Origin of the sequence: Thermoactinomyces sp. CICC 10523 (assembly GCF_016055105.1) — a bacterium.
In the GTDB taxonomy this organism is placed as follows: domain Bacteria; phylum Bacillota; class Bacilli; order Thermoactinomycetales; family Thermoactinomycetaceae; genus Thermoactinomyces_A; species Thermoactinomyces_A daqus.
Genome location: NZ_JAECVX010000003.1, coordinates 196,565 through 220,898, shown reverse-complemented (window position 1 = coordinate 220,898; position 24,334 = coordinate 196,565). Strand labels below are relative to the sequence as shown.

Genomic DNA, 24,334 nt, shown 5'->3' with positions numbered 1-24,334 from the left:
TCAATTTATGATAACGATTATCATTATCATATACAGAATTGAGAGGTCTGACAAGACGAAAAAATTCTTGCAGACAACATCGGCACATTCTGAGATGATTCCGGCAAGGATGTGAGGGTCGCGGGGGATCTTTGAGTGACGATACGAAGTGCATGGAGGAGGAAGGTCAGCGCATTTTGCAATGCACTTTGCGAAAGAAATTTTAAATTTCCCATCAATTATTCAAATGGTTGTTTGAGTATTGTAATATAAGAAAATAACCGTCAGATTGTGGCGCGAGGTGCATGGTATGAGTGAAGACCGCTGTGAGATCTATTGTTTTGATGCCGATAAAGTGGAGCGGGTGCAAGCGCATTTGCAAGCGGTGAATCCGCTGGAGACGGCGCAACTGTTCAAGGCACTGGCCGATCCGACCCGCTTGAAGGTCGCTTATGCGCTCATGCAGGAGGGGGAGCTGTGCGTCTGCGATGTTGCCAATATTATTGAATCTTCTCTGGCGACCGCTTCCCATCACTTGCGCTTGCTGCGAAACATGGGACTGGCCAAATACCGGAAGGAAGGGAAGCTCGTTTTTTATTCGCTTGATGATGACCATGTACGGCAGTTGATCGAGATCGCATTTTTGCATCAGAAAGAAGTGGGAGAGAATGGGGAAAAACGATAATTGTCATATGTACAGGGTCAAGGGTTTGACCTGCGCCGGATGTGCCGCCAAATTTGAAAGGAACGTCAAGGCCCTGCCAGGCGTGGAGGATGCCCGGATCAATTTCGGTGCATCGAAGCTGACTGTTTACGGAACCGCCTCGCTTGAGGAATTGGAAAAAGCAGGGGCCTTTGAAAACCTGAAGCTGGTCCCGGACGGTCTGCGTGAAGAGGAGGAACGGACTCCGGTTTGGAAAAAGCGGGAGAATCAGCGGTTATTTTTCGCGCTGATCTTTCTCCTTCTGGGTTATGCTGCCGATGATCTGTATGGTGAAACGAGCGCCTTTGCGATTTTGACTATGGTGATCTCCATGCTCATCGGTGGCGCCGGGCTGTTTGTGAATGGGATCAAAAGCATGATCCGCCTCGATTTTGATATGAAAGCGCTGATGACGATCGCCGTCGTCGGGGCTGCCGCCATCGGGGAATGGGGCGAAGGAGCGACAGTTGTCGTACTGTTTGCCATCAGTGAAATTCTCGAGTCATACTCGATGGACAAGGCGAGGCAATCCATCCGCTCGCTGATGGATTTGGCCCCGAAACAGGCGACCGTGCGGCGCAATCAGGCTGAGATCACCCTGCCTGTCGATGAGATCGAAACAGGGGATATTCTGCTGGTCAAGCCGGGGCAGAAAATCGCCATGGATGGGGTCGTTGTGTCGGGTTCCTCCGCTGTCAACCAGGCCCCCATTACCGGTGAATCGATTCCGGTCGCCAAATCGGCGGGAGATGAGGTGTTTGCCGGCACCATAAATGAAGAAGGTTACCTGGAAATCAAGGTGACCAAGCAGGTTCGGGACACCACCCTTTCCAAAATCATTTATCTGGTGGAGGAAGCACAGGCGGAAAGGGCTTCTTCTCAAGCGTTCATCGACCGGTTTGCCAAAGTTTACACCCCGGCCGTTTTGCTCCTTGCCCTGCTCGTCGCCCTGATTCCGCCGCTGTTTTTTCACGGGGCTTGGTCTGTCTGGATTTACCGTGCGCTGGCGCTTCTGGTGGTCGGATGCCCATGTGCTCTGGTGATTTCCACTCCGGTAGCCATCGTCACGGCGATTGGAAACGCGGCACGAAACGGAGTTCTGATCAAGGGCGGAATCCATTTGGAGGAAGCGGGCTCCTTGACGGCCATCGCCTTTGATAAAACCGGAACCCTGACGCGGGGGCGCCCGGTGGTTACAGATTTTATTTCCTTCACCGGCCAAGAACAGGCCCACTTGCAAATTGCCGCCTCGATTGAACGTCATTCGCAGCACCCGCTGGCCGCCGCCCTGCTGGATAAAGCGAAGGAGTCGGCAGTTTTGGTTGGGGAAGCAGAAGATTTTCAATCGGTTACCGGAAAAGGCGTCCGGGCCAAAGTGGACGGAAAGCACTATTATGCGGGCCGTCCGGATTGGTTGGCAGAAATCCTGCCGAACGGCATTCCGATTGACATTGAAGAAAAGGTGAAAAGCTATCGAAAACAGGGGAAAACGGTCGTGCTGCTGGCTGATGAAGAGAAAGCCTTGGCACTGGCCGCCATTTCCGATGAACTTCGTGAGCACAGCCGGGAAGCGGTAGAGCGGTTGCACCGGATCGGAATCAGGAGAACCGTCATGCTGACAGGGGATAACCGCGAGACAGCCGACGCCATAGGCAACCGGTTGGGGATCAGGGAAATTGAAGCGGAGCTTTTGCCTGAGGAAAAATTGGAGCGGATCAAAGCGGTCCGTAACAGCGGAAACCGGGTGGCAATGGTCGGAGACGGCGTCAATGATGCCCCGGCCTTGGCTGCTGCAACAGTCGGCATTGCCATGGGCGGGGCAGGAACAGACGCGGCATTGGAGACAGCGGATATTGTGCTTATGGGAGATGACTTGCGAAAACTTCCGTTTACCATCCGGCTGAGCCGCAAAACGCTTGGCATTATCAAGCAAAACATCACCATCTCTTTTGCCATCAAGCTTCTCGCTTTGCTGCTTATCATTCCGGGATGGTTAACGCTGTGGATGGCCGTTTTTGCCGATATGGGCAGCACCCTGATCGTCACTCTGAATGCGATGAGACTTCTGAAAATCAAGGAATAAAGCCGTTTTATACGGAAGCGGACACAGGCGCCGAATGCGAAAGAAAGATTCTTCCCGCAAGTTCGGCGCCTGTTTTGCAAAGATCGCCCGTTCGTGGGCAATGGTGAATCCTCATCATAGATTTTCGATCTCTTTTACAGATAATCAATAATTTGTTTGCCGATCAGAAGAATGGTGACCGAGACAAACAGCACTTTGACATAGGAGGCCCCTTTGCGCAGAGCGACATTTGAGCCGACCAGCGCGCCCAACAGCATGGCTGTTCCCATGGGAATTCCATAGACAAAATTGACATCATGTAGACAGATAAAAAAGATGAGTGCGGCTATGTTGCTGGTGAAGTTGAGCAACCGGGCTTTTGCCGCAGCCTGGATGAAATCAAACCCCAGCAGCAAAAACGAAAACATGAGAAAAGAACCGGTTCCCCCACCGAAAAAACCATCATAAAAACCGATGGCAAAGCTGGCCATGGCAATGAAAATACCGGTCTTGACCGTAAATTGTTCAAACTTCGATTCCCGCCCCCACTCCTTTTTCAGCAAAGAATAAAACGTAACCAGGATTAAGAAAATGATGATCAACGGTCTTAAAAAATCGGAAGAGATTTGCTTGACAGTATAAACGCCCAATATCGAACCGGCGAACGACAAAGGAAGGAGATATTTGACCAGTCGAAAATTGATTTTCCCGGAACGGATATATGTAATGGTACTGGTCAGAGAGGAAATCGTGCCCGCCAGTTTGTTGGTTCCCAGCACGACGGTGGGCGGCAGCCCGGTCATCATCAGGGCGGGAATGGAGATCAGGCCGCCTCCCCCCACCACGGAGTCGATAAACGAGGCCAAAAAGCCGGATGCGATCAAAAACAGAAGCATGCCAATGTTTAAATGTTCCATCTCTTGGGTGTCTCCTATACTGTAATTTTTGCGTTTTTTGTGTGGTAAAATCGTTTTTTTTTATATTACCACGATTTTCACCGCTGATCGCAAAATGAATTTTCCGGGCAATCATCGCGCAAACTAAGGATTCAAAAGGAGGCATCGGAATGAAGGAAAAGCAGAAAGAAGCGAACAAAATCGCTCCCGGGTTAAACGATCATGAGGAATTGGAGAAGAAAGCGACGAAAGAGGAAATTGCCCGGGGCGATTATACAGAGGTCACAACTTTGTCTTTAGATGAAGTCGATCCATCTGACTGAAACAAACCCGCCGCCCGGCATGTGATCGGGAAGGCGGGTTTTCCTGTTTGCTGTGCCGGATTTTCAGGAACAAACCTTGATCAGGCGCGCCAGGTTTCGGGCGGTTTCCATCAGAAGGGAAGCGGTTTGGTCCATGGCCTCTTCCAGAGAGAGCGGTCTTCGTTGAATGGAGTGCAGACTGACAAAATGGCTGCTTAAAGCTTCGGCTCCCGGTTCGATGCTGCCGGAGAGGAGGAGTGCTTTGGCACCGTGTTTTTGCGCCAATTGCGCCACGAAAACGGGAAGCTTGCCGTATTGGGTCTGGAAGTCAGTTTTTCCTTCGCCGGTAATCACCCAGTCAGCTCCGGCGATTTTTTCCTCCAAATGAACCAGGTCTGCGATCAGCTTTGCCCCGCTTTTTATTTTGGCTTGCAACAGGAGGAAAGCAAATCCCAGACCGCCGGCAGCCCCGGCTCCGGGAACCGTTTGCAGTGACCTGCCTGTCAGTGTTTCGAGGCACCGCGCATACTTTTGCATGCCCCGTTCCAGCTGTTTCAGCTGTTCGGGGGTTGCCCCCTTTTGCGGACCGAAGACGCTGGTTGCTCCCTGGTCGCCACACAGCGGATTTTGCACATCGCTGGCGACGAGAATTTCACTTTCAAACAGACGGGGATCCAATCCGCTGAGGTCGGTTTTGACAACGTGATCGAGCGAGATTCCGACCGGGGGCAGCGGTTGATTTTGTGCATCGAGGAAAGTGGCTCCCAGCGCCTGAAGCATGCCCATTCCCCCGTCATTGGTCGCACTTCCCCCCAGTCCGACGATAAAGCGCCGGTAGCCTTGATCCAAGGCATGTCTGATCGCTTGCCCGATGCCGAGGGTTGAAGTGTGCAACGGGTTTCGCTCGTTTTTGGGCACCATGGGCAAGCCGGCGATATTGGCTGTTTCAATGACTGCCATTTGTTTGTCGATCACGCCGTAGCAGGTCGTGACAGGCTTGAGGAGCGGTCCTGCCACTTCGACGGATTGTGTTTTACCGCCGGTGGCATAAACCACTGCGTCAATCGTGCCTTCACCACCGTCCGCCATCGGAATCACCGTTACCTCAGCCTCGGGAATTTCCGATGTAAACGCCTTCATAATGGTGAGTCCCACTTCTTTGGCCGGCAAACTGCCTTTATACGAATCGGGTGCAATGATGATTCTCATAAAGCTTCCTCTCAGTGTATGGGTGTTTTCGTTTATGGTAATTCATTTTCAGATAAAAGTCATTCTGCTCTTTAAAAAATAAAATCCCGTTTTTCCAGCCACAGAGGGAGGAATAACGGGATTGGCAAATCAGGAGGATTTCCGCTTGCGAATGAGGAGCAGGTAGCTGAGAACGGCGCCGGCTTCGGCCAGAGCGATGATGATTCCCATAGGCACGGCGGAATGGTTACCGGCGATGCCCACGAGCGGGGCAGCGATTCCGCCGGAAACATAGGAGAGCAATCCGAGCAATGCCGAAGCGCTGCCTGCTGCTTTTCCCTGGTTTTGCATCGCCAGAGAAAAACTTGCGCTCGAAACCATTCCGACGCTGGAGACCACCATGAACAAGGGAGGTAAAATGGCTGCCAGACCGGCACCGAGCAAAATGGCGGCCAGCAGCAGAACCCCGCCGGTTGCGGCTATGCCAAGCCCGATGAGGAGCAGCTTTGCTTCGCCGACCCGCCCTGCCAGTCTCCCGGTGACCTGGCTGGCGATGATGATGCCGGAGCCGTTAATGGCAAAGAAGAGGCTGAACATTTGCGGCGAGACGCCAAAAATGTCTTGCAGGACAAACGGAGAACCGGAAACATAGGCAAACAAGGCGGTGGTCACCATTCCTTGCGCCAGCACATAGCCCATGAAAAGACGGTCACCGGCGAGATTGCGGATGGTGGACAGGGTATTTTTGATTCCGCCTTTGGCCCGGCGATCGACAGGCAGTGTTTCCGGCAGGGTGTACAAAGTGGAGAGCATCATGATCGCACCCGCAATGCTCAGCACGATGAATACCCCGCGCCAAGAGGTGATGTTTAGCAACTGTCCGCCGATGATCGGAGCGAGGATCGGGGCCGCACCGTTGACCAGCATGAGAAGAGAAAAGAATTTGGTCAACTCCGGACCTGAGTAGAGATCGCGCACGATGGCACGGGCGATGACAATGCCCGCACCCCCCGACAGTCCCTGGATCAACCGGAGCAGGATCAAGACCCAAATCGAAGAGCTGAAAGCACATAACAGGGATGAAACGGTATAAAGGACGAGCCCGCAAAGAAGCGGAAGCCGCCGGCCGCGCGTATCGCTGAGCGGGCCTGCGACCAATTGCCCGAGCGAGAGCCCGATTAAACAGAATGTCAGGCTGAGCTGGGAGAGCGATGTGCTGGTGTGAAGCCCCTTGGCCAGAACGGGCAGCGAAGGCAAATACATGTCAATGGACAGAGGGCCGAAGGAGACAAGAGATCCCAGCAGAAAGATCATTCCAGCTCGGCGTGATCGGGTGGATTTCAGTAGGGTTGTGTCGTAACTGCCGAGCGATTTGCTCATCTATGTTGAAACCTCCCTCATGGTTAAATCAGATGATGCTGAACAAGTAATTTGTTAGAAATGGAAAGTTTTCGTTAATCGAAATGATTTTAAGGTATTCCAACATGGACGTCAACCTGATCTTTTCGGCTATTCCTTGTTGTTTCAATATTTTAAACTGATCTGGTTCCGCCGTTTTTTTTCTGATAAACTCTCTGTTATAAGAAGACCGGGAGGTTGAGAGAGGTGAAAGGAAAGAAGGCGCTGATCAACCTTTTTCGCGAGACGGAATTGCCTGAAGATTGGCTGAACCGGCATTTTCATGGTGGTTATATCAAAGAAGTGATCGTGGATCAGGAGAAACGAACCTGGCAACTCTGTTTGCATCTTGTTGAACCTCTCGATCCGGATATTTGGCAGGAGTTCCGGTCCAGGGTAAAAAAACATTTTCATCCGGCCATTCGCGTCTCCGTCCGGTTTGAGTATGACGCGGTTGAGCATCCGGTCGTGTTGCAAAAGTACAAATATTTTATTCAAAAAAATTTGCAGAAACTGGTTACACCCGCAGCGGCCACCTGGTTCGGGCAAGCGGAGTGGCGGATCAATGGTGCGAAGATTGAAGTGATTTTTGCCAATCCGGCTGTTTTGCAGATGGCGCGGCAGCGGGAGATCGATCGTCATGTAGAACGGTTTTACCGGCGCATTACGGGCAGGGGACTGCCGGTTGTTCTGTTATGCCGCCAACCGGATGAAGATCCTTCTTCTGAACGGTTTCCGGAATAAAAAAGGCGCAGGCAGAACAGCTTCAGGCCGTGCAAACATCAAAGGAGCATTGCTTCCGAAAATGAGCGATCGCGAACTGAAACGGCTGAAGTTTTGCCCACTTTTAATCTGACCGGCGATGATTCAGGACGGGGATTGGCTGAAAGTGCGGGGTCCGGCTGGTTTGATGTTTTTTCGCGCGATCTGATGCCGATTGACCATAAGAAAAGATCACCAGACTTACTGGATGGCACAATTATCACACCGTCTGGTGATCTTTTGGCAGTTCCGATTTACAAGGGAACCGAGTCTCTTGCATCCAGAATACGGGACGTTTAAAGAGGCCTGAGCCGTGTTCGGTGAAACACGTGTGCACGGTTTTTAGAGGGGGAACGGGCCGCCCTGCCCGACACCGCTTATATCTCTTTTCCTTCAGGACCGTTTTGATTTAGATGCCAATCTGAAAGCAGCTTCTTCAGCTTCTTTAAATGCTTTTTGCAATACTTCGTTTGGCTCCAATATATTAGTTCCTTGTGCACGGATGATTTGATAATCTTCGATCCCGAGGAAATTAAACATTGATTTCAGGTATTTGTGAGAGTATTCAACTTCTGTATACCAATCATTATTTGTATAGATTCCTCCGCTTGCTTGGATCACGAGCAATCTTCGTCCGTCTTTAAGCAGACCCACTGATCCGTTTTCGGTATACTTGAACGTTTCACGTGGGATCATGATATTATCCATATAATCTTTTAACTTTGATGGAATATTGAAATTATGCAAAGGCAAAACGATGACATACGTATTTGCGCTTTTGAATTGTTGTAAGATCTCCGACATGCGTTCTGTTACCTGTTGCTCCTGGCTGGTTAGCTCCTGTCCTTTTTGCTGCTTTTCCCATGCGCTTAAAACTGTTTTATCAATCATGGGCACGTCTTCACTGTACAGGTTAATCTGTTCAATTACTTCGCTTCCGTTTGTGAATTCTTTATAAGCTTTCAAAAAGTGGTTGAGAACCTGCAAGCTCACTGAAGAAGGATCATCTGTCTTTGGATGTGCGTTGATAATAAGCGTTTTGTTCATTTTTATTCCTCCGATAAAATGAATTTCAGTCCCTGATTATGGACTTAGTTAATCGCCGATTACATTTATCCATAATAAAGACTTTCATCATCTTTGTCAAATGAAGCATCATTTAATCGCATCGATTTCTTTTATTTGACTAAGACTCTACATATTTCTAAGATACAACTGGATTAATCTTTAAAATCAAAAGAAGGTGAAGAAATATGCAGTATAGTGTCGGTGTTGAATATGCTTTACATTGTCTGGTTTATTTAATCGATGTTCCTTCCGATAAAAGTGTTGGGATAAAGGATTTGGCAGAATTCCAAGGGGTTTCTGAGACATATCTTTCCAAAGTTTTTGGTAAATTATCCAAGGCTGGGATTGTCAGTTCTGTACCTGGTGTAAAGGGAGGGTATAGGTTATCCAGGAAGCCGGAGGATATTTCCTTTTGGGATGTGATTGAAGCAGTTGAAGGTTCAAAGCCTATATTCCAATGTAAAAACATTAAAGACAATGGATATTTGTACAGGGAAAACTGTTGCTCTGCTCCCTCCTTTTGCACCATCAATTCAGTTATGCTCTCTGCGGAAGAAAAAATGCGTGATTACTTGCGCAGTAAAACACTGGCCTGGTTAAATGAAGAGCTTGATCGCGTCTTGCCCAAACATATACGCAAAGATACCCGGGAATATTTTTCGAAGAGCAACTGACATGTGTCAAGGCCGGAATTCAATTGATCCACTCCGGTGTTTGCTGACCCGGTTTCATGACCAAATCCTTATTTAAAGGAGAGGCCTAAATGAGCAAACAATTTAACGTCCATCTTTCTGACAAGCAAAAGCATCTCATGTCCAAAGAACTTGTTGTTGGGCATGTTGAGTATTTACGTTCATTAAAAGAAAAAAGGAAAATTACCATTTTGCGGTCCTTGTGTAGACGGCACAGCTTTAATGATTCTCAAAGCTGAATCACAAAAAGAAGCCGAGGAACTATTAAAGGGAGATCCTTTTTCCCAGGCAGGATACTATCAAACACAAAAAATCGTTGAGGTTCAAGAAGCCACTTTTGAAAACAATTTTCTTTTGGAAGAGGTATTGGACCGCCTTGAGGAATAACAATCGCTATTCTGGCGGATCGCGGAAACAAGGAGAATTCACGTCGATGGGGGAACTGAAAAAATGGAGGGGGACGGGTGCTTTTTCGCTGCGATCTTTGCGGTGAAGGAGACGGGAGTGAAGAGTAGCACCCGGACCCAGGGATTCCTGTTTTTTGAGGTTTTGTCAACAAGCGGACCTTTCAAGGGAAGGACCATTTTCCTTGAAAGGTTTTTTATTATCTTAATGAGCACACCGGGTTTGACAGGATTTTGGGGGGAGGGCGTTCTTTTTGAGACCGGAAAATCTTCCGACAATCTCCCGGCCGTCATGGTCGTTCAACGCATCGGAGCTCACTTTTCATCAGAATGATAGATTCCTTCCTGTTCCCACAAACGCTCCATTCTCTCCAAATGCCGGGTTACTTCCTGCCGGTTCATTCTTGCCACCGCCGTCAACAATGCATTGATCAGGCTGAGCGGAGCGACGAAAGAATCGAGAAAGGACGGCAGGCTGCTCGAGGCGATGAGACTAAGATCGGAGACCGCGGCGAGGGGGGAATGATGGGCATCAGTGATGGCCAGAGTCTGAACCCCGCGTTCCCGCACAAAGCGCATCGCTTCCACCGTTCTGGCTGTATACCGGGAAAAGCTGATGCCGATCACCAGATCTTCCTTGTTCAGGTGGGCCAGCTTTTCAAACATGGTATCGGAATCAGTGATGAACTGCGTGTTTTTTCGCAGTAACTGGAAGTAAAATGCGAGAAAGGAACCGAGTGAATGCGAGCTTCTCAGGGCGACAATGGTGACCGATGCGGCCTGATGGATCCGTTTTACCGCTTCGCTGAAGGTTTCCGCATCCAGCATCTGCATCGTTTGTTTCAGGTTGGCGATATCATCGGTGAGCACTTCGTAGGCAATCCGTTGTTCTTCAGGATAGAGGTCCGCATTCAAATCCAGCCGCTCCACCGTTGTCACCCGTCTGCGGAGCTGCTCCTGCAAATGCTGCTGCATTTCCGTGAAGCCCGAAAAGCCGAGGGCAGAGGCGAAGCGAACGACCGTCGCCTCGCCGACCCCCGCTTGCTTTGCCAATTTGGCCGTGGTTAAAAAAGGAACGGTATCCGGATGGGCTTCAAGATATGCTGCGATCCGCCGCTGGGCTTTGCTCATCCGGCCGCTTTGCGCACGGATTCTGGCAAAGATGTCGCTGTGTTCCGGCAAACGATCACGCCTTTCCTTTCAGTTTTTTCACCCCGTTTTCAAATCGTTCCAGTGTATCATCCACCACTTTTTCGGTATGGACAACCGACATGGAGAAGCGATTGAGGGGTTTGATAAAAATCCCGTTCTCCAGCAAATACTGATCCAGTTTTTTGCGCAGCGACAGATTTGAGGCCAATACGTCCTGAATTTGGCGCACCGGGCGGTCGGTGAACACCAGGTTGAAGATGCTCCCGACACCGACTGTCCGGGCGGTGATTCCATGGCGAACGGCAATTTCCTCAAATCCGGCTTTAAGCCGCGCGGTGTTCTCCTCCAGCTGCCGGTAAAGTTCGGGCTCGGCCAATGTCTGAATGGTCGCAAGCCCGGCGCTGAGGACTAATGGATGGCCGTTATACGTACCGCTGTGAAACAAGGGTTTGCCCTGAGAAGCAGCGCCGGCAGACTGGGTGGTCAAAATGTCAGTGCCGCCTGCAGGTGAGCATAATTCCATGATTTCCCGCCGGCCGCCGACGGCTCCGACCGGAAAACCGCCTCCCAGCACTTTTCCGAGGGCGGTTAAATCGGGCACAACCCCGTATAATCCCTGCGCTCCGGATATGCCGATGCGAAACCCGGTTTTTACCTCGTCAAAGATGAGCACAATCCCGTACTCACCGGTTAATTTTCTCAGCCCTTGCAAAAACGGAAGCTCCGGCGGAATGAATCCTCCCTGAATCGGTTCGAGAATCACGGCGGCAATTTCATGCCGGTGTCTGCTGAGGATTTCCGCCGTTTGTTCCAAATCGTTAAAAGGCAGAATGATGGTGTTTTTTGTATAATATTCCGGCAGGCCCCTTGAGTCGGGAGCCGGGGAAGGGGGTTCATGCCGGTTCCGTTTATGCGGATTGACGCTGATCAAAACCTGATCGTAAGCGCCGTGATAGTGGCCTTCAAATTTGGCCAGTTTTTTTCGGCCTGTCCAGGCCATGGCTAGACGAATGGCCAACAAAGTCGCCTCCAGGCCCGAATTGGTAAAGCGAACCTGGTCGATCCCCGGGTAAAGGCCGGCCAGCGTGCGGGCCATCTCCGTTTCCAGCTGATGGGGAGTGCCGAAGATCGTGGTTCCGATTTTCTCCAGTTGTGTTTGCAGCGCGTTTTTGACGTTGGGATGGCCATGTCCCAGGATTAACGCTCCGTAACATAAGTTGTAATCAATATAGCGATTTTCGTCAACATCGTACAGATAGGGGCCGTCAGCAGATTCCATGATGATCGGATACGGTTCAAAGTATTTGATGTTTGCCGTTACTCCGCCCGGAATCCATCTTGCCGCCTCCCGATAGGCTTCAGCAGAGCGTTTGGTTTTGGAGAGAAGGAGGGCGTGATGATCCATGATTTCCACCTCGTTTGTAATATATACTCCATTAAATATTCGCAACGGAGTATTTATTTCATTTTTCGCCGTTTCTCTCATTTTGTCGAATGTCATCAACAGCGTTCTGGAGGCGTTTCAGCCCGATTGGCGCGATCAATCCTTTCTTCCGCAATAATGCTCCCTTTTTTGACGGAACTGGCAGAGCATATAAAAAACCCCGCCTTTCGGCAGGGAATCAGTCAGTCTCTGGTTATGGCCTCAAGCGCCATCAACATCATATCGTGGAAAGTTGTTTGTCTCTCTTCCGCCGTCGTCTCTTCACCGGTAAAAATATGATCGCTGACGGTAAGGACGGACAGGGCGTGAACGCCGTATTTGGCGGCCAGAGTATAGAGGGCGGTCGTTTCCATTTCGACAGCCAATACACCGTAATCAGCCAGTTTTTTGACCGGCTCCATGCTGTCACGGTAGAAGGTATCCGAGGTTAACACATTTCCGACGCGAACGTGCAACCCTTTTTCCACACCAGCCTGATAAGCCTTGTTCAGCAAATCAAAGTCGGCGCAAGGGGCAAAGTCAAATCCGGGAAACGTTTGCCGGTTGACAGCGGAGTCGGTGCAGGATGTCATGGCCAAAATCACGTCACGAACCTTAACGTCTTTTTGGATCGCACCGCAGGTTCCGACACGGATCAGTTTTTTCACGCCGTATTCGCGAATCAATTCATTTACATAGATGGAGATGGAGGGCACTCCCATGCCGGTTCCCTGTACGGAGACTCGTTTCCCCTTATATGTACCGGTAAAACCGAGCATCCCGCGCACCTGATTATAGCAGGAAGGTTCCTCAAGAAAAGTTTCCGCGATATATTTTGCGCGGAGCGGGTCTCCGGGCAGCAGAATGTTTTCGGCAATTTCACCCTGTTTTGCTCCAATATGAACACTCATCTGTGATACCGTTACACCGATGGTTGGTAACGGCATTCACCTCCTCTTTTCCAGACTACGACCAATATTATCCCAATATCTTGCCGTTTCACAACTCTTTCTTGAAAACAGACAGAGAATTTCTCACTGAATGGAAGAAGCTTGCAGGGGAGAATGCCTTTGGGCCCCTGGAATGATTGGCGATGGAGCGAATATTTTAGAAAAGGAAGCATGAATATTTTCTGTCAGAGGTTTCAAGCTGCGAGAAAAAGTGAAAATAGACTCTGGAAAACATATAGGGAGGAAACAGGATGAAGCAGCCGTTTTCATTGGATTGCAAGGCAATCGAAACATTATCCGAGATGGTATTGTCGGGAGCGATTGAAGAAAGTTACCCGTTGCTCGGTGAGGGGTTAAGCGGCAAAGTGTATGATTATGAGGGATATGCAGTCAAGGTGTTCAAGGAAAATTACAGCGAAAACGATGACGATCGGGTATTGAATTACATGCGGGGCTATTCTGCTTTTCCCACGCTTTATTATAAAGAACGGCAGGGAAGATTTTTGGTTGTCGAGAAAGTGTCCGGTCACACGTTGGGTGAAATGGTGAAAGCGGGTGGAAAGCTGCCTGACCGGTATTACTGGCAACTGGAAAAATATGCGGAAGATTGTTACAAGAAAGGGATTATTCCAAGTGATTTACACTTGAACAATATGATGGTGGATCAAGACAACCGGATCAGAATTGTCGATACCGGCCGCTTTTTCTTTACCCGTGACAGTGCGCAGTTCAAGGAGAAAGTGGAAAGGGACCTGGAGATCCTGAAGTATTACTGCGGATTCTTCTCTTCCTCCTCATGGAAGAAACACCGGCGCCATCGCCGCCATTACCATTATCACTCTTATTCACACTCGCACAGTCACAGCCACAGCTACAGTCACAGCTACAGTCACAGTCACTCGTCTTCTTCTCACCGCCGTCATCGCCATCATCGTCACCATCACCATTTCTTCTCTTCATGAGTGAGCGAACCTCTGTTGGAGCATTTGTTCCGGCAGAGGTTTTTTCTAAATTCCCGGGTTTGGCCGCGTATGAGGCCCCCTTCTGAAAATCTCTCCCTCCAAATCCATATCGCTTCGTGGGCAAAATAAAGTAGGTTTTTTTATGCCTGTTGTAGAAAGAAATATAGTTAATCATATGAATGTGACAGGCATTCGATGGGCGTGATTTTGGAGAAAGTGTTCCGGCATGCCTGATCGGATCTGTCCCCTGCGTCAAGGAGGGATTTGATTGTCGATTGAGAAAAAAGGCCGTCTCAGAAGGCTGATCGCAGTAGTGGCAGTGGCGGGCCTGACAGCCGGACTGGTTCCGTGGGGAAGCAGTTTGGCCGGGAAGAGTTCCGCTTTTCAAGTCTATGCGCAAACCGGCAATGACCGTCAACTTCAGGATGATTTCGCCAGCGCGGCCCGGGAGTTTAAAGTGCCGGAGGAGATCTTGCTGTCCGTCTCTTATAATGTTTCCCTTTTTGAACAGCATGACGGGAAGCCAAGTGTGTCGGGCGGGTACGGACTTATGCATTTGACTGATGTTGACCCCGCTAAATTGCGCCGTAACGGCAAAGATGAAGCGGCTCGGCTGACGGTGAAAGAGGTGAGCCAAAACCTGGGGCTGCATACGCTGAAGACGGCGGCAGCGTTACTCGGAGAGAGCCCGGAACGGCTGAAGCAGGATCCCAGGCAAAACATCCGGGGAGCCGCAGCGCTCCTTGCACAGTACGCCAGACAAACGACGGGAGAGGTTCCGTCCGAAATTGGCGATTGGTATGGGGCAGTGGCGAAGTACAGCGGTTCATCAGAGGCGGATGTGGCACTCGATTTTGCCGATCAGGTTTTTGATACCATCAATCAAGGTGTCGAACGGACAACGACGAGCGGGCAACAAGTGAAACTGCGGCCGGAGAAGGTTGAGCCGAATCGGCAAACAGTGAAATCCCTTCATTTGCAGAATGCCGATTGGACGGGAGCTGACTGCCCCTCCGGTCTTTCCTGTCGCTTTATTCCGGCCGCTTATATACAGCGGAGTGAAGCTCCCGGAGATTACAGTAACTATGATCTGGCAGATCGCCCCGATTTCGGCGGGAAAATCCGCTATATCATCATTCATGATACAGAAGAAAACTATTTGGATACGATTAAACTGTTTGCCAATCCGGATGCATTTGTTTCCGCCCACTACGTGATCCGCTCCCAGGACGGCGAAGTGACCCAAATGGTGAAAAACAAGGATATCGCCTGGCAGGCGGGCAACTGGTACATCAATTCACACAGCATCGGAATTGAACATGAGGGTTATGCCATGGAAGGGGCAGCCTGGTATAACGAACAGCTTTACCGCTCTTCGGCCAAACTGGTGCGCTACTTGGCGCTTAAATACCGCATTCCGCTCGATCGGGCGCATATCTTCGGTCATGACGAAGTTCCCGGTCTGTCACCGAACTACCAGTCTTCCATGCATCAAGACCCCGGGCCGTTTTGGGATTGGAACCATTACATGGAGCTTCTGGGGGCCCCGATTATCCCGAAGTTCGGAAATAAAAATGTGGTCACAATCAAACCCAATTTCCAAACCAACCGGCCCCCGATTGATGGAGTGAACCCGCAGCCTTCCAACTTCGTTTACCTCTATTCAGAGCCGAGCTTTGATGCACCGTTGCTGGATGATCCGGCGCTGAATGGACCGGGGACCCGGGAAGGGCTCGACTGGGGGGACAAAGCGGTCACCGGACAAACGTATTACTTGGCGGAGCACAAGGGGGACTGGGATGCCATCTGGTACGGAGGGCAAAAAGCCTGGTTTTATAATCCGCATCATCAAAATACGGTGCCGGGCAGAGGAACTTTGATTGCGCCGAAAAAAGGAGTTCAGGAGATTCCCGTCTATGGGGCAGCCTATCCGGAGGATGCCGCTTATCCCGCGGGAATTACCCCCGCAGCCCTGATTCCCTTGCAGTACAAAATCCCGGCAGGGCAAGTCTATGTGGCCGAGGAAAAAGTGAAAGGCGATTATTATTACGCAAAGGTCTTCACCGATGATCCCTATGCCACTCATAAAATGATTTGCGGACAGCAAGAGTTTTACCGGATTCATTTCAACCACCGGTTCGCCTTTGTCCGGGCTTCGGATGTGGATGTGATCCATCCATAGATGCGAAATAAAAAAGAAGCCGTTATCTCCTGCGAGATAGCGGCTTTTTTCATTTTTCCTCAGGAACCGTTTTCCACAGAAATGACCAAAGTTTTGTTGGCTTGGGTCACTTTAAACTCTTTGGTCACGATTTTGCCCTGGTTATTGATTTCCAGTTTGTATGTTTTGTTCGGGGTTACTTCGGTTTCGAATTTTCCCGCTTGATCAGTGAGATTGGAGATCGTCGGAGTGACACGCCCTTTTGGCGTATCCTTCAATTCGATTCCGACGGGTTGTTGGGTGAGCGGGTTCCCTTTCGGGTCAACCAGTTGAATCGTGACCGGGACTGTGGTTTTCTCGAGCTGCGATGAATCGCTGCCCGCCTGTTCCGGCGCTTGTGTTGTACATCCGCTCAGCAATAAAAAAGGTACTGCGAGCAGGCCAACATGGCGAAAACGCAAGATATGATCACCTCAAACGATTTCTCTTTGATATATCAGGCAGCTTTTGCACGGGCTTGGAAGAGGTCGGAGAAGATTTTTCCGACGGGTGATAAGTGCCGCACGTTTTCAAAAATTCCTTCACCCAAATAAGTCTTCTAAATTTAGTATAAAGTAAATGTTTCCAGTTGACAAAGTGAAAATTATTTTAAAGGGATTCATTTTTTTATCGTATCGATTCCGATCGGATAAAAATCAGGAACATCGCCGACAATCACTTGTTGGGCCAATGGCTGGTTGAATTTTAAATGAAGCCGGTCCTTAGTGAGCGGCAAAAGCGTTTTCACTTCGATGTCAGCGTTGAGATAGATATTGACTTGAGCCGTATTGATCCCCCGTGATACGATTTCGGATGAAAATGTCACATGCGGAGAACCTTCAATCCACAATTTTAAGGGAAGTTCGGGGCCGTAATCGGACAGGATGCTGCTTTGCGTGATTTCCCCGAGCGATAACTTTACGCTGTACTCCCGGGTTTTGTCCAACTCTTCAAGTAACTTTTCCGAGACGATTTTGTATATGGCTGCTTCGGTTTGCGTATTAAAACTCACTCCGGCGATTTTTCCCTGATGGTCTGTCTGCAGGGTGGCAATCGGTTGCAAACGGCCGTTCAAGGCTTTCTGCATTTGCTCGATGCCGTTGGAGAAAGCGTGCTGGGCGATTTTTTTCGCTTCCTCCTGGGCGATGGCCCTCAAAATGGGCTCCAATTCCCGCTCGAGATTCCACAAAGAGAAAATCAAGAAGGAAAACAGAATGATAATCATGATCGGAATGGATGCTCTCCTCAGGCGAAACACCGGATGGGGATGAAAACGGAAATGAAATGGCGCCGGCGTTTTTTTGCTGATTTTGTTTCTTCGGGGAAGAGAGAAGGACGGGAACCGGATCGATGGCAGCGGAAAGTGAAAGGGCCGCTTAAACCGGAGATGGTTTCGGTAGAACAAACGGCGGCGGAATGGCATGGTTTTGCTCACCCCTCAGTGTCCACATCATACTTTTTAAAACGTATTCAAGAGCCGGGGCGGTTAGAAGCGACCGGAACCGGTCGAAACGGAGAGATCGAGATGAGAGAGTTTTTGGTGATCGAGGATGAACAAAAAATTCGGGATGTGATCGTCTCATATTTGCAAAACGAGGGTTTTACTGTATGGGAAGCGGCAACGGGCACGGAAGGTTTGCGGCTGTTTGCCGGAAAAGCGATCGATTTTGTGATTCTCGATTTGATGCTGCCCGATGTGCCGGGAGAAACGTTGTGTCAACAAATCAGGGAACAGTCGCCGGTGCCGATCATCATGCTGACGGCGAAGGTCGGTGAAGAAGACCGGATCAAAGGCTTGGCGCTCGGGGCGGATGATTATGTGATCAAGCCGTTCAGCCCCCGGGAGCTGATTGCCCGCGTCAAGGCCATCTTGCGCAGGTCGGGACCGGATTTGCTGGCGACGAGAGTCACCTTCAACGGTGGCGATCTGGTCATCGATTCCGGGGCGCAGACGGTGTGGAAGCAGGGAAAAACGGTGCACCTCACGCCGGCTGAATACAAACTTCTTTCCGTGATGGCCCGTCACCCCGGCCGTCCTTTTTCCCGCGAAGAATTGGTGATCAAGGCTTTTGGCTATGATTACCACGGAGATGACCGGACCATTGACCAACATGTGAAAAACTTGCGCCACAAAATTGAATCCGACCCGCGGACGCCGGAATACATTCAGACTGTTTACGGATTTGGATACCGGTTTGCGCCAAGGGAGCGAAGCCGATGAAAAGGCGTTTGACCGGAGCGTTTATCGGTGTTGCCTGCGGGATGATCGGTTTGGCCATCCTCTTTTTGCTGCTGGAAATCCGTTATCACTTTTCGATGTATCTGCGTGAGTACCCGGAGCTTGATCCAGGCACGGTGCTGCTTGTTTATCATCTGCAGCAGGCATTGGTCCAATCAACCTTGTGGACGATGATCGGCACGATCGCACTGGCTGTCATGATCAGTCTCTATCTGGCCAAGCGCATCAGTGCGCCCCTGATCAAGATGAAGGAAGTGGCCGAACGGATGAAACAGGGCAAGTGGACATCCCGCATCGCCGTCTCGGGAAACGACGAATTGGCCGAACTCGGGCAGGCGCTCAATCACCTGACGGAGGAACTGCAAAAACAGGAGGCATTCCGCAAAAATTTGACCGCTGACTTGGCCCATGAGTTAAGAACCCCTCTGGCTACGCTGAAAAGCCATATGGAAGCTTTTGAGGACGGGATTTGGAGCCCGACCCCGGAACGTCTCCATGCTTGTTATGAAGAAATTGAACGGCTGATTCATTTGGTCGGCGACTTGGAACAATTACAGGGGCTGGATTCACCGCAATTCAAATTGAACCGGCAGCCGGAAAATCTCGTGGAGATCATCCGGCAATTCCTGCAAACGATGGAAACGCCGTTTGTGCAGAAGAAGGTGAATCTGAAATTTGCCGGGGAGGAGGCGGTGGTCGTGTCCGTCGATCGCTACCGCTTCACGCAAATATTGTTCAATCTGTTGTCCAACGCCCTTGATTTTACCCCTCCGGAGGGAACAGTCACCGTCAGGGTGACAAACAGGGAGGAGCAGGCCATCGTGGTGGTGGAGGACACGGGGATGGGGATCCCTGCTGAAGAAATCCCCAAGGTGTTTGAGCGGTTTTATCGTGGCGATCGGGCGGGAGGACGGCGCAAAGGGACAGGCATCGGTTTGACGATCGTAAAGAAGCTGGTTGAAGCCCATCAGGGAGAGATTTGCATCGAAAGTGAGGAGGGACGTGGAACGAGGGTGGTGCTCTCTTTGCCGAAATAAGCAGCAAAAAGGGACAAACCGGCACATACCGATTCGTCCCATATTTTCGGTTGCATGTCGGAGGAGTGGGGGAATCCACTCCTTTTTGCGTTGCATGGGTCTTCTTCCCCGATTTTCCGAAAAAGGAGCCGGTTTTCTATTCGTGCACTTGTTTGCGTTTGTCCGGATCAGTCCCTTTGTAGCCCTGGTATGTTACATCGGTCATCATGCCCATGGCTGCATGGTGCAGATCATGGCAGTGGAACATCCAGACACCGGGATTGTCCGCCTTAAAGGTGATCACAACCGTTTCCCCGGGGTTCACCTGGATTGTATCCTTGTAAACCTGGCCGGAAACGGGTTTTCCATTGACCGACAGCACGAGAAACTTGTGACCGTGCAGATGCATCGGGTGGACGGATTTTCCCTCATTTATCAGGGTGACCTCGACTTGTTCCCCGGCCCTGACCGGCAGAGGATCGGTGTTTGGCCATGTTTTGCCATTGATCGTATAGACTTGCACCCCGTTTTCCGTTTTCGTGTTGAGGTGGAGCGTGTACGAAGACCGGAAAGAGACGGGGGACTTCGTCTGATCCTGATTGTATTTGGCCAAATCCCAAACAGGCAGATTTTTTTCGTGATCGGCTTTTACGGTTGTCTGGCTGCCTTCCACTTCGACGGGAAGCAGGAAGGATTTGGCTCCCTTGGTTCTGTCATGAAGGTCGATGGCAAAACTGTGGTCGGCAACAAAGCTGATTTCATACCGTTCGGACGCTCCGACCGGAATCAGCTGATCCTTTACCTCCGCCGGATTTGGAATCGCATTGCCGTCTTCGGCAACGATTTTGAAGTTTTGTCCTTGCAGGTGCAGCATGTGGGTCTGATAACCGGCATTAATGAAGCGCAACCGAACCCGTTCTCCTTTTTTCACCCTCAGCGGCCGGATGGCGGACCCGGTCTTTCCGTTGACGGAATAGAGATCGTACATCATTTTCATCATTTCATCGTGATCCGTATTCATCTTTGAATGATCCGTGCCTTCCATGTGCATCCCCGAGTGATCCATGTCTCCCATGTCCGCCGAAGCGTGATCCATATTCATTTTCGAATGATCCATGCCTTCCATGTCCATTGAAGCGTAATCCATCTCCATTTTCGTTTGCGAGGACATCCATTCATCCAAAATCAGAACATAGTCGTGATCGTATTTTACCGTTTCTTTCTTGGGCAGGACGATGAAGGCTCCATATAACCCTCGATCCACCTGGGTGGAACTGTTATAGTGGGAGTGGTAAAAATAAGTTCCGGGAACTTTGGCTATGAAATCATACGTAAAGCTGTGCTTGGGAGCTACCGGAGCTTGAGTCAGACCGGCCACACCGTCCATTCCGTTGGGAACCGGGTAACCATGCCAATGAATAGTGACCGGTTCGTTCATCTGATTGATCAGTTGAACTTTGACATGATCTCCCTGAGTGACTTTGATTGTTTTTCCGGGAACGGTTCCGTCATAAGTCAGCGCATCAACCTGAATCCCCGGTTGCAGCGTCCAATTCGCCGGTTTGGCCGTGATGGTAAACTCCTTCAGGGGCCTTCCCTGCGCGTCTTTGGAAACTTTGGGAACGGCCAGTGCCGGAGTCGGATTTGCGCTGTCTTTTTCCCCGGAAAGGGTGACGGTCACCGCCGCGACAATGGCGATGATCGCGACGACGGCCACAAAAACGGAAAGAAGAATAACTCCTTTTTTCTTCATCAGCAATTCCTCCACTTTTCTTCAGCAAAGCCGTGATTGGCGAAATATATAAAAAGAAGTTGAAGGACGGGATGGGAGCGGAGCATGTCGAACAAATCCGCTCCCGTGATTTCATCATAAAAGTGAAATATGAAGAAATAATGAAGATAGAGGAAATGGAAGGAAAATCTGTGTATACGTTGATATCTTTTTCCCCGCTCCCTGTTGAAATACAGTAGGGGGGTATAGTATATTGAATGTGAAGAATGTTAATAAAGAACAGGTATGTTGATTGGCCAAACGCCGGATTTTGACAAAGGAAATGTTAAGTCTGCAAGTTACCATGAGTGCGCAACTCAAAAATCTTTTGTCGTTACCTAAAATCAATGTACCTGAATGAGGAGGAAATAGCGATGGCTCAAGTTACACTGAAAGTAAACGGCATGTCCTGCAACCATTGTGTCAATGCAGTTGAAACCAGCGTCGGGAAACTGAATGGCGTTCGCGAAGTCACGGTGCTCTTGAATGAGGGTCTGGTTGATATAGAATTTGAGGATGGTGCCGTGAATGTGGAGCAACTGATCGAGACGATTGAAGATCAAGGATATGATGTTGTCCGTTCGTAAGCGCCAAAGGGGATTTCCCCGGCTTCAAGCGGAGGGAGGTGAAGGACGTGGGGGATCAAGCGGCAGAACAAAAAAAGGGTTCGTTTGCAGTTGGCGGAATGACTTGTGCGGCCTGTGCGAACCGGATTGAAAAAGGCATCCGGCGCCTGGAAGGAATCCAAAATGCCAATGTGAATTTTGCCCTGGAACGGGTCGATTTCACCTATGACCCGCACAAGGTTTCCCCGGAAGCTGTGGGGAAGAAGATTGTTGATCTCGGTTATCAGGTTCTGACGGAAAAAGAGGAGTTGTCCATTGCCGGAATGACCTGCGCGGCCTGTGCTGCCCGCATTGAAAAAGGGCTGCGTCGCTTAAGCGGTGTCCTCCATGCCAATGTCAATCTTGCCTTGGAGTTGGCCACGGTCGAATATAACCCCGCCGAAGTCCAACTTGCCGACATCATCAAAAAGATCGAGGCGCTCGGTTATCATGCAACAGAAAAAGCGAATACGGGGGGAGAGCAAGAAGAGCGCAAACAAAAAGAGATTCGCCGCCAAACGTGGAAGCTTATCCTGTCAGCGGTCTTATCCCTTCCGCTCATTTGGAGCATGATAAGCCATTTTCGCTTTCTTTCCTTTATATGGATGCCGCATCTGTTCATGAACCCTTGGTTTCAGCTGATTTTGGCTACTCCCGTGCAGTTTCTCATCGGCAGACAGTTTTATATCGGGGCATACAAAGCGCTGCGCAACAAGAGCGCAAACATGGATGTATTGGTGGCGCTCGGTACGTCGGCAGCTTATTTCTACAGCTTGTACCAAGTGGTCTTATGGTCACTTGATCCGCACAAAACGGTAGAACTCTACTTTGAGACGAGCGCGATCCTGATTACGCTGATCTTGCTTGGAAAGCTGTTTGAGGCGAAAGCCAAGGGGCGTTCTTCCGAAGCGATCAAAAAATTGGCGGGCTTGAAAGCAAAAACGGCAACGGTCATCCGTGACGGGAAAGAGATGCAAATCCCGGTGGAAGATGTGGCCGCAGGGGATCTTGTTCTCGTCAGACCCGGTGAAAAAATACCGGTTGACGGTGAAGTGCTGGAAGGGCGTTCAGCCGTTGATGAATCCATGTTGACCGGTGAAAGCATCCCCGTGGAAAAAGCTCCGGGCGATCAGGTGATCGGGGCGACGATCAACAAAAACGGCCTGCTAAAAATCAAGGCGTCCCGGGTGGGAAAAGAAACGGCCTTGGCGCAAATTATCAAAGTGGTGGAAGAAGCGCAGGGTTCCAAGGCCCCGATCCAACGATTGGCCGATACCATTTCCGGCATCTTTGTTCCGATCGTCGTCGGCATTGCCCTGCTGACCTTCCTCATCTGGTATTTCCTTGTCTCTCCCGGCCATTTTGGTTCGGCTTTGGAAAAAATGATCGCTGTTCTCGTCATCGCTTGTCCGTGCGCATTGGGTTTGGCCACTCCCACCTCGATCATGGCCGGTTCCGGACGGGCTGCGGAGTTGGGAGTTTTATTCAAAGGCGGGGAGTATCTGGAGACCACTCATCTCATCGACACCGTCATTCTGGATAAAACCGGGACCGTCACCGTCGGCAAGCCGGTGCTGACCGATGTCATCCCCTTTGGTGTGGGAGAACGGGACTTTTTGCGCCTTGTCGCTTCCGCGGAAAACTTCTCCGAGCATCCGCTGGCAGAGGCGATTGTTGCCGGGGCGCGCGAACGCGGAATCGCGTTGGTGGAAGCTGCTGATTTTGAAGCGATCGCCGGATTTGGCATCAAGGCGCGGGTAGAGGGGAGAGAAGTGCTGGTCGGAACGCGCCGCCTGATGAATCAGCACGAAGTGGAGATGGCTGATGGTCTGAAATTGGCGGAACGTTTGGAGCAGGAAGGGAAAACGGCGATGTTTGCGGCCATTGACCGGAAATTATGCGGGGTGATGGCGGTCGCCGATGAGATCAAGGAAACATCCCGGCAAGCAGTTTATGCCTTGAAAGAGATGGGACTCGATGTGATCATGATCACCGGGGATAATGAACGGACGGCCGCAGCCATTGCCCGACAGGCAGGAATTGAGCACGTTATCGCCGAAGTCCTCCCGGAAGGAAAAGCGGCAGAAGTGAAAAATTTGCAGAAACAAGGGCGGAAAGTAGCGATGGTCGGGGATGGAATTAACGATGCCCCGGCATTGGCAACGGCCGATATTGGCATGGCGATCGGAACGGGAACCGATGTGGCGATGGAAACCGCAGAGATTACGCTGATGCGTGGGGATTTAACCGGTATCGTCGACGCCATTCGCATGAGCAAAAAGACCATTTCCAATATCAAACAAAACCTGTTTTGGGCCTTTGCATATAATGCACTGGGGATTCCGGTTGCCGCGGCTGGATTTCTCGCTCCCTGGATCGCGGGAAGCGCCATGGCGTTCAGTTCCGTAACCGTTGTGTTAAACGCGCTGCGACTGCAAAGAGCAAAGTGACCAGACGGTACAGACCCGGAGATAAAAAACTCCCGACATTGTTGCGGGAGTTTCTCGTCCTTTTACAGACGATTTGGAACGCAGGGAGGCAGAAGAGGCCAAAAACTACCGA

23 protein-coding genes are annotated in these 24,334 nt (G+C 50.5%); 13 read left to right on the top strand and 10 right to left on the bottom strand.

Annotated features, from left to right (window positions below):
* Nucleotides 1-289: 289 nt before the first annotated feature.
* Nucleotides 290-664 (top strand): ArsR/SmtB family transcription factor, encoded by a 375-nt coding sequence (locus tag I8U19_RS06175; RefSeq protein ID WP_033101034.1) that lies wholly within the window; start codon nucleotides 290-292, stop codon nucleotides 662-664.
* On the top strand, nucleotides 648-2,765 hold the full coding sequence (locus I8U19_RS06170; protein ID WP_198055458.1) for a heavy metal translocating P-type ATPase: 2,118 nt from the start codon (nucleotides 648-650) through the stop codon (nucleotides 2,763-2,765). The genes I8U19_RS06175 and I8U19_RS06170 overlap by 17 nt, the downstream gene beginning before the upstream one ends.
* A gap of 134 nt (nucleotides 2,766-2,899) precedes the next feature.
* Here I8U19_RS06170 and I8U19_RS06165 read toward each other — a convergent pair whose 3' ends face one another.
* Nucleotides 2,900-3,661, bottom strand: coding sequence for a sulfite exporter TauE/SafE family protein (locus I8U19_RS06165; RefSeq protein ID WP_198055457.1), 762 nt, complete (start codon nucleotides 3,659-3,661; stop codon nucleotides 2,900-2,902).
* A 149-nt stretch (nucleotides 3,662-3,810) separates the two neighbouring features.
* On the opposite strand from I8U19_RS06165, the gene I8U19_RS06160 reads away from it, so the two are divergent.
* Nucleotides 3,811-3,963 carry a hypothetical protein gene (locus I8U19_RS06160; protein ID WP_181735391.1) on the top strand — a complete coding sequence of 51 codons (153 nt, stop codon included), beginning with the start codon at nucleotides 3,811-3,813 and terminating at the stop codon, nucleotides 3,961-3,963.
* A gap of 63 nt (nucleotides 3,964-4,026) precedes the next feature.
* Here I8U19_RS06160 and I8U19_RS06155 read toward each other — a convergent pair whose 3' ends face one another.
* Entirely contained in the window at nucleotides 4,027-5,151 is a 1,125-nt protein-coding gene (locus I8U19_RS06155) for a glycerate kinase (RefSeq protein ID WP_198055456.1), read from the bottom strand.
* 129 nt (nucleotides 5,152-5,280) lie between these two features.
* A complete protein-coding gene (locus tag I8U19_RS06150) occupies nucleotides 5,281-6,510 on the bottom strand; it encodes a multidrug effflux MFS transporter (RefSeq protein ID WP_033101038.1) in 1,230 nt (409 codons plus the stop codon).
* A 225-nt stretch (nucleotides 6,511-6,735) separates the two neighbouring features.
* On the opposite strand from I8U19_RS06150, the gene I8U19_RS06145 reads away from it, so the two are divergent.
* The gene (locus I8U19_RS06145; RefSeq protein ID WP_033101039.1) at nucleotides 6,736-7,272 is read left to right on the top strand and encodes a PolC-type DNA polymerase III N-terminal domain-containing protein; all 537 of its coding nucleotides are present in this window, start codon (nucleotides 6,736-6,738) and stop codon (nucleotides 7,270-7,272) included.
* Nucleotides 7,273-7,683: 411 nt separating this feature from the next.
* On the opposite strand, the gene I8U19_RS06140 is transcribed toward I8U19_RS06145, so the two are convergent.
* Nucleotides 7,684-8,337 carry an FMN-dependent NADH-azoreductase gene (locus I8U19_RS06140; RefSeq protein ID WP_198055455.1) on the bottom strand — a complete coding sequence of 218 codons (654 nt, stop codon included), beginning with the start codon at nucleotides 8,335-8,337 and terminating at the stop codon, nucleotides 7,684-7,686.
* Nucleotides 8,338-8,543: 206 nt separating this feature from the next.
* Between I8U19_RS06140 and I8U19_RS06135 the strand changes: the two genes are divergently transcribed.
* From I8U19_RS06135 to I8U19_RS17620, 3 genes are all read left to right on the top strand, one after another.
* Nucleotides 8,544-9,032, top strand: a complete 489-nt coding sequence (locus I8U19_RS06135) for an RrF2 family transcriptional regulator (RefSeq protein ID WP_033101041.1) — start codon at nucleotides 8,544-8,546, stop codon at nucleotides 9,030-9,032.
* An 89-nt stretch (nucleotides 9,033-9,121) separates the two neighbouring features.
* Complete coding sequence (locus I8U19_RS06130; protein ID WP_198055515.1) at nucleotides 9,122-9,289, top strand: hypothetical protein; 168 nt, start codon at nucleotides 9,122-9,124, stop codon at nucleotides 9,287-9,289.
* Complete coding sequence (locus I8U19_RS17620) at nucleotides 9,273-9,437, top strand: YciI family protein (protein ID WP_198055454.1); 165 nt, start codon at nucleotides 9,273-9,275, stop codon at nucleotides 9,435-9,437. The genes I8U19_RS06130 and I8U19_RS17620 overlap by 17 nt, the downstream gene beginning before the upstream one ends.
* 332 nt (nucleotides 9,438-9,769) lie before the next feature.
* Here I8U19_RS17620 and I8U19_RS06120 read toward each other — a convergent pair whose 3' ends face one another.
* From I8U19_RS06120 to deoD, 3 genes are all read right to left on the bottom strand, one after another.
* Complete coding sequence (locus tag I8U19_RS06120) at nucleotides 9,770-10,636, bottom strand: MurR/RpiR family transcriptional regulator (protein WP_033101043.1); 867 nt, start codon at nucleotides 10,634-10,636, stop codon at nucleotides 9,770-9,772.
* 4 nt (nucleotides 10,637-10,640) lie between these two features.
* Nucleotides 10,641-12,011, bottom strand: a complete 1,371-nt coding sequence (locus I8U19_RS06115; RefSeq protein ID WP_198055453.1) for an aspartate aminotransferase family protein — start codon at nucleotides 12,009-12,011, stop codon at nucleotides 10,641-10,643.
* 221 nt (nucleotides 12,012-12,232) lie between these two features.
* Complete coding sequence (deoD, locus tag I8U19_RS06110) at nucleotides 12,233-12,940, bottom strand: purine-nucleoside phosphorylase (RefSeq protein WP_198055513.1); 708 nt, start codon at nucleotides 12,938-12,940, stop codon at nucleotides 12,233-12,235.
* Between the two features lie 290 nt (nucleotides 12,941-13,230).
* Here deoD and I8U19_RS06105 point away from each other — a divergent pair, with 290 nt between their 5' ends.
* Entirely contained in the window at nucleotides 13,231-13,941 is a 711-nt protein-coding gene (locus I8U19_RS06105) for a BUD32 family EKC/KEOPS complex subunit (protein WP_198055452.1), read from the top strand.
* Nucleotides 13,942-14,209: 268 nt separating this feature from the next.
* Nucleotides 14,210-16,123 carry a peptidoglycan recognition protein family protein gene (locus I8U19_RS06100; RefSeq protein ID WP_198055451.1) on the top strand — a complete coding sequence of 638 codons (1,914 nt, stop codon included), beginning with the start codon at nucleotides 14,210-14,212 and terminating at the stop codon, nucleotides 16,121-16,123.
* A gap of 59 nt (nucleotides 16,124-16,182) precedes the next feature.
* Here the strand turns inward: I8U19_RS06100 and I8U19_RS06095 are convergent, their stop codons facing one another.
* Together I8U19_RS06095 and yunB are read right to left on the bottom strand one after the other, a co-directional pair.
* A complete protein-coding gene (locus I8U19_RS06095; RefSeq protein WP_198055450.1) occupies nucleotides 16,183-16,563 on the bottom strand; it encodes a hypothetical protein in 381 nt (126 codons plus the stop codon).
* 197 nt (nucleotides 16,564-16,760) lie between these two features.
* A complete protein-coding gene (gene yunB / locus I8U19_RS06090; RefSeq protein ID WP_309485156.1) occupies nucleotides 16,761-17,399 on the bottom strand; it encodes a sporulation protein YunB in 639 nt (212 codons plus the stop codon).
* 21 nt (nucleotides 17,400-17,420) lie between these two features.
* Between yunB and I8U19_RS06085 the strand changes: the two genes are divergently transcribed.
* Nucleotides 17,421-18,362: a response regulator transcription factor gene (locus tag I8U19_RS06085; RefSeq protein ID WP_370589201.1), complete on the top strand. Its 942-nt coding sequence runs from the start codon at nucleotides 17,421-17,423 to the stop codon at nucleotides 18,360-18,362.
* Nucleotides 18,359-19,417 (top strand): sensor histidine kinase, encoded by a 1,059-nt coding sequence (locus I8U19_RS06080; RefSeq protein WP_198055449.1) that lies wholly within the window; start codon nucleotides 18,359-18,361, stop codon nucleotides 19,415-19,417. The genes I8U19_RS06085 and I8U19_RS06080 overlap by 4 nt, the downstream gene beginning before the upstream one ends.
* A 136-nt stretch (nucleotides 19,418-19,553) precedes the next feature.
* On the opposite strand, the gene I8U19_RS06075 is transcribed toward I8U19_RS06080, so the two are convergent.
* Nucleotides 19,554-21,149: a multicopper oxidase family protein gene (locus I8U19_RS06075; RefSeq protein ID WP_198055448.1), complete on the bottom strand. Its 1,596-nt coding sequence runs from the start codon at nucleotides 21,147-21,149 to the stop codon at nucleotides 19,554-19,556.
* Between the two features lie 392 nt (nucleotides 21,150-21,541).
* On the opposite strand from I8U19_RS06075, the gene copZ reads away from it, so the two are divergent.
* Together copZ and I8U19_RS06065 are read left to right on the top strand one after the other, a co-directional pair.
* The gene (gene copZ / locus I8U19_RS06070) at nucleotides 21,542-21,754 is read left to right on the top strand and encodes a copper chaperone CopZ (RefSeq protein ID WP_198055447.1); all 213 of its coding nucleotides are present in this window, start codon (nucleotides 21,542-21,544) and stop codon (nucleotides 21,752-21,754) included.
* 47 nt (nucleotides 21,755-21,801) lie between these two features.
* The gene (locus tag I8U19_RS06065; RefSeq protein ID WP_370589763.1) at nucleotides 21,802-24,222 is read left to right on the top strand and encodes a heavy metal translocating P-type ATPase; all 2,421 of its coding nucleotides are present in this window, start codon (nucleotides 21,802-21,804) and stop codon (nucleotides 24,220-24,222) included.
* Nucleotides 24,223-24,334: the final 112 nt, after the last annotated feature.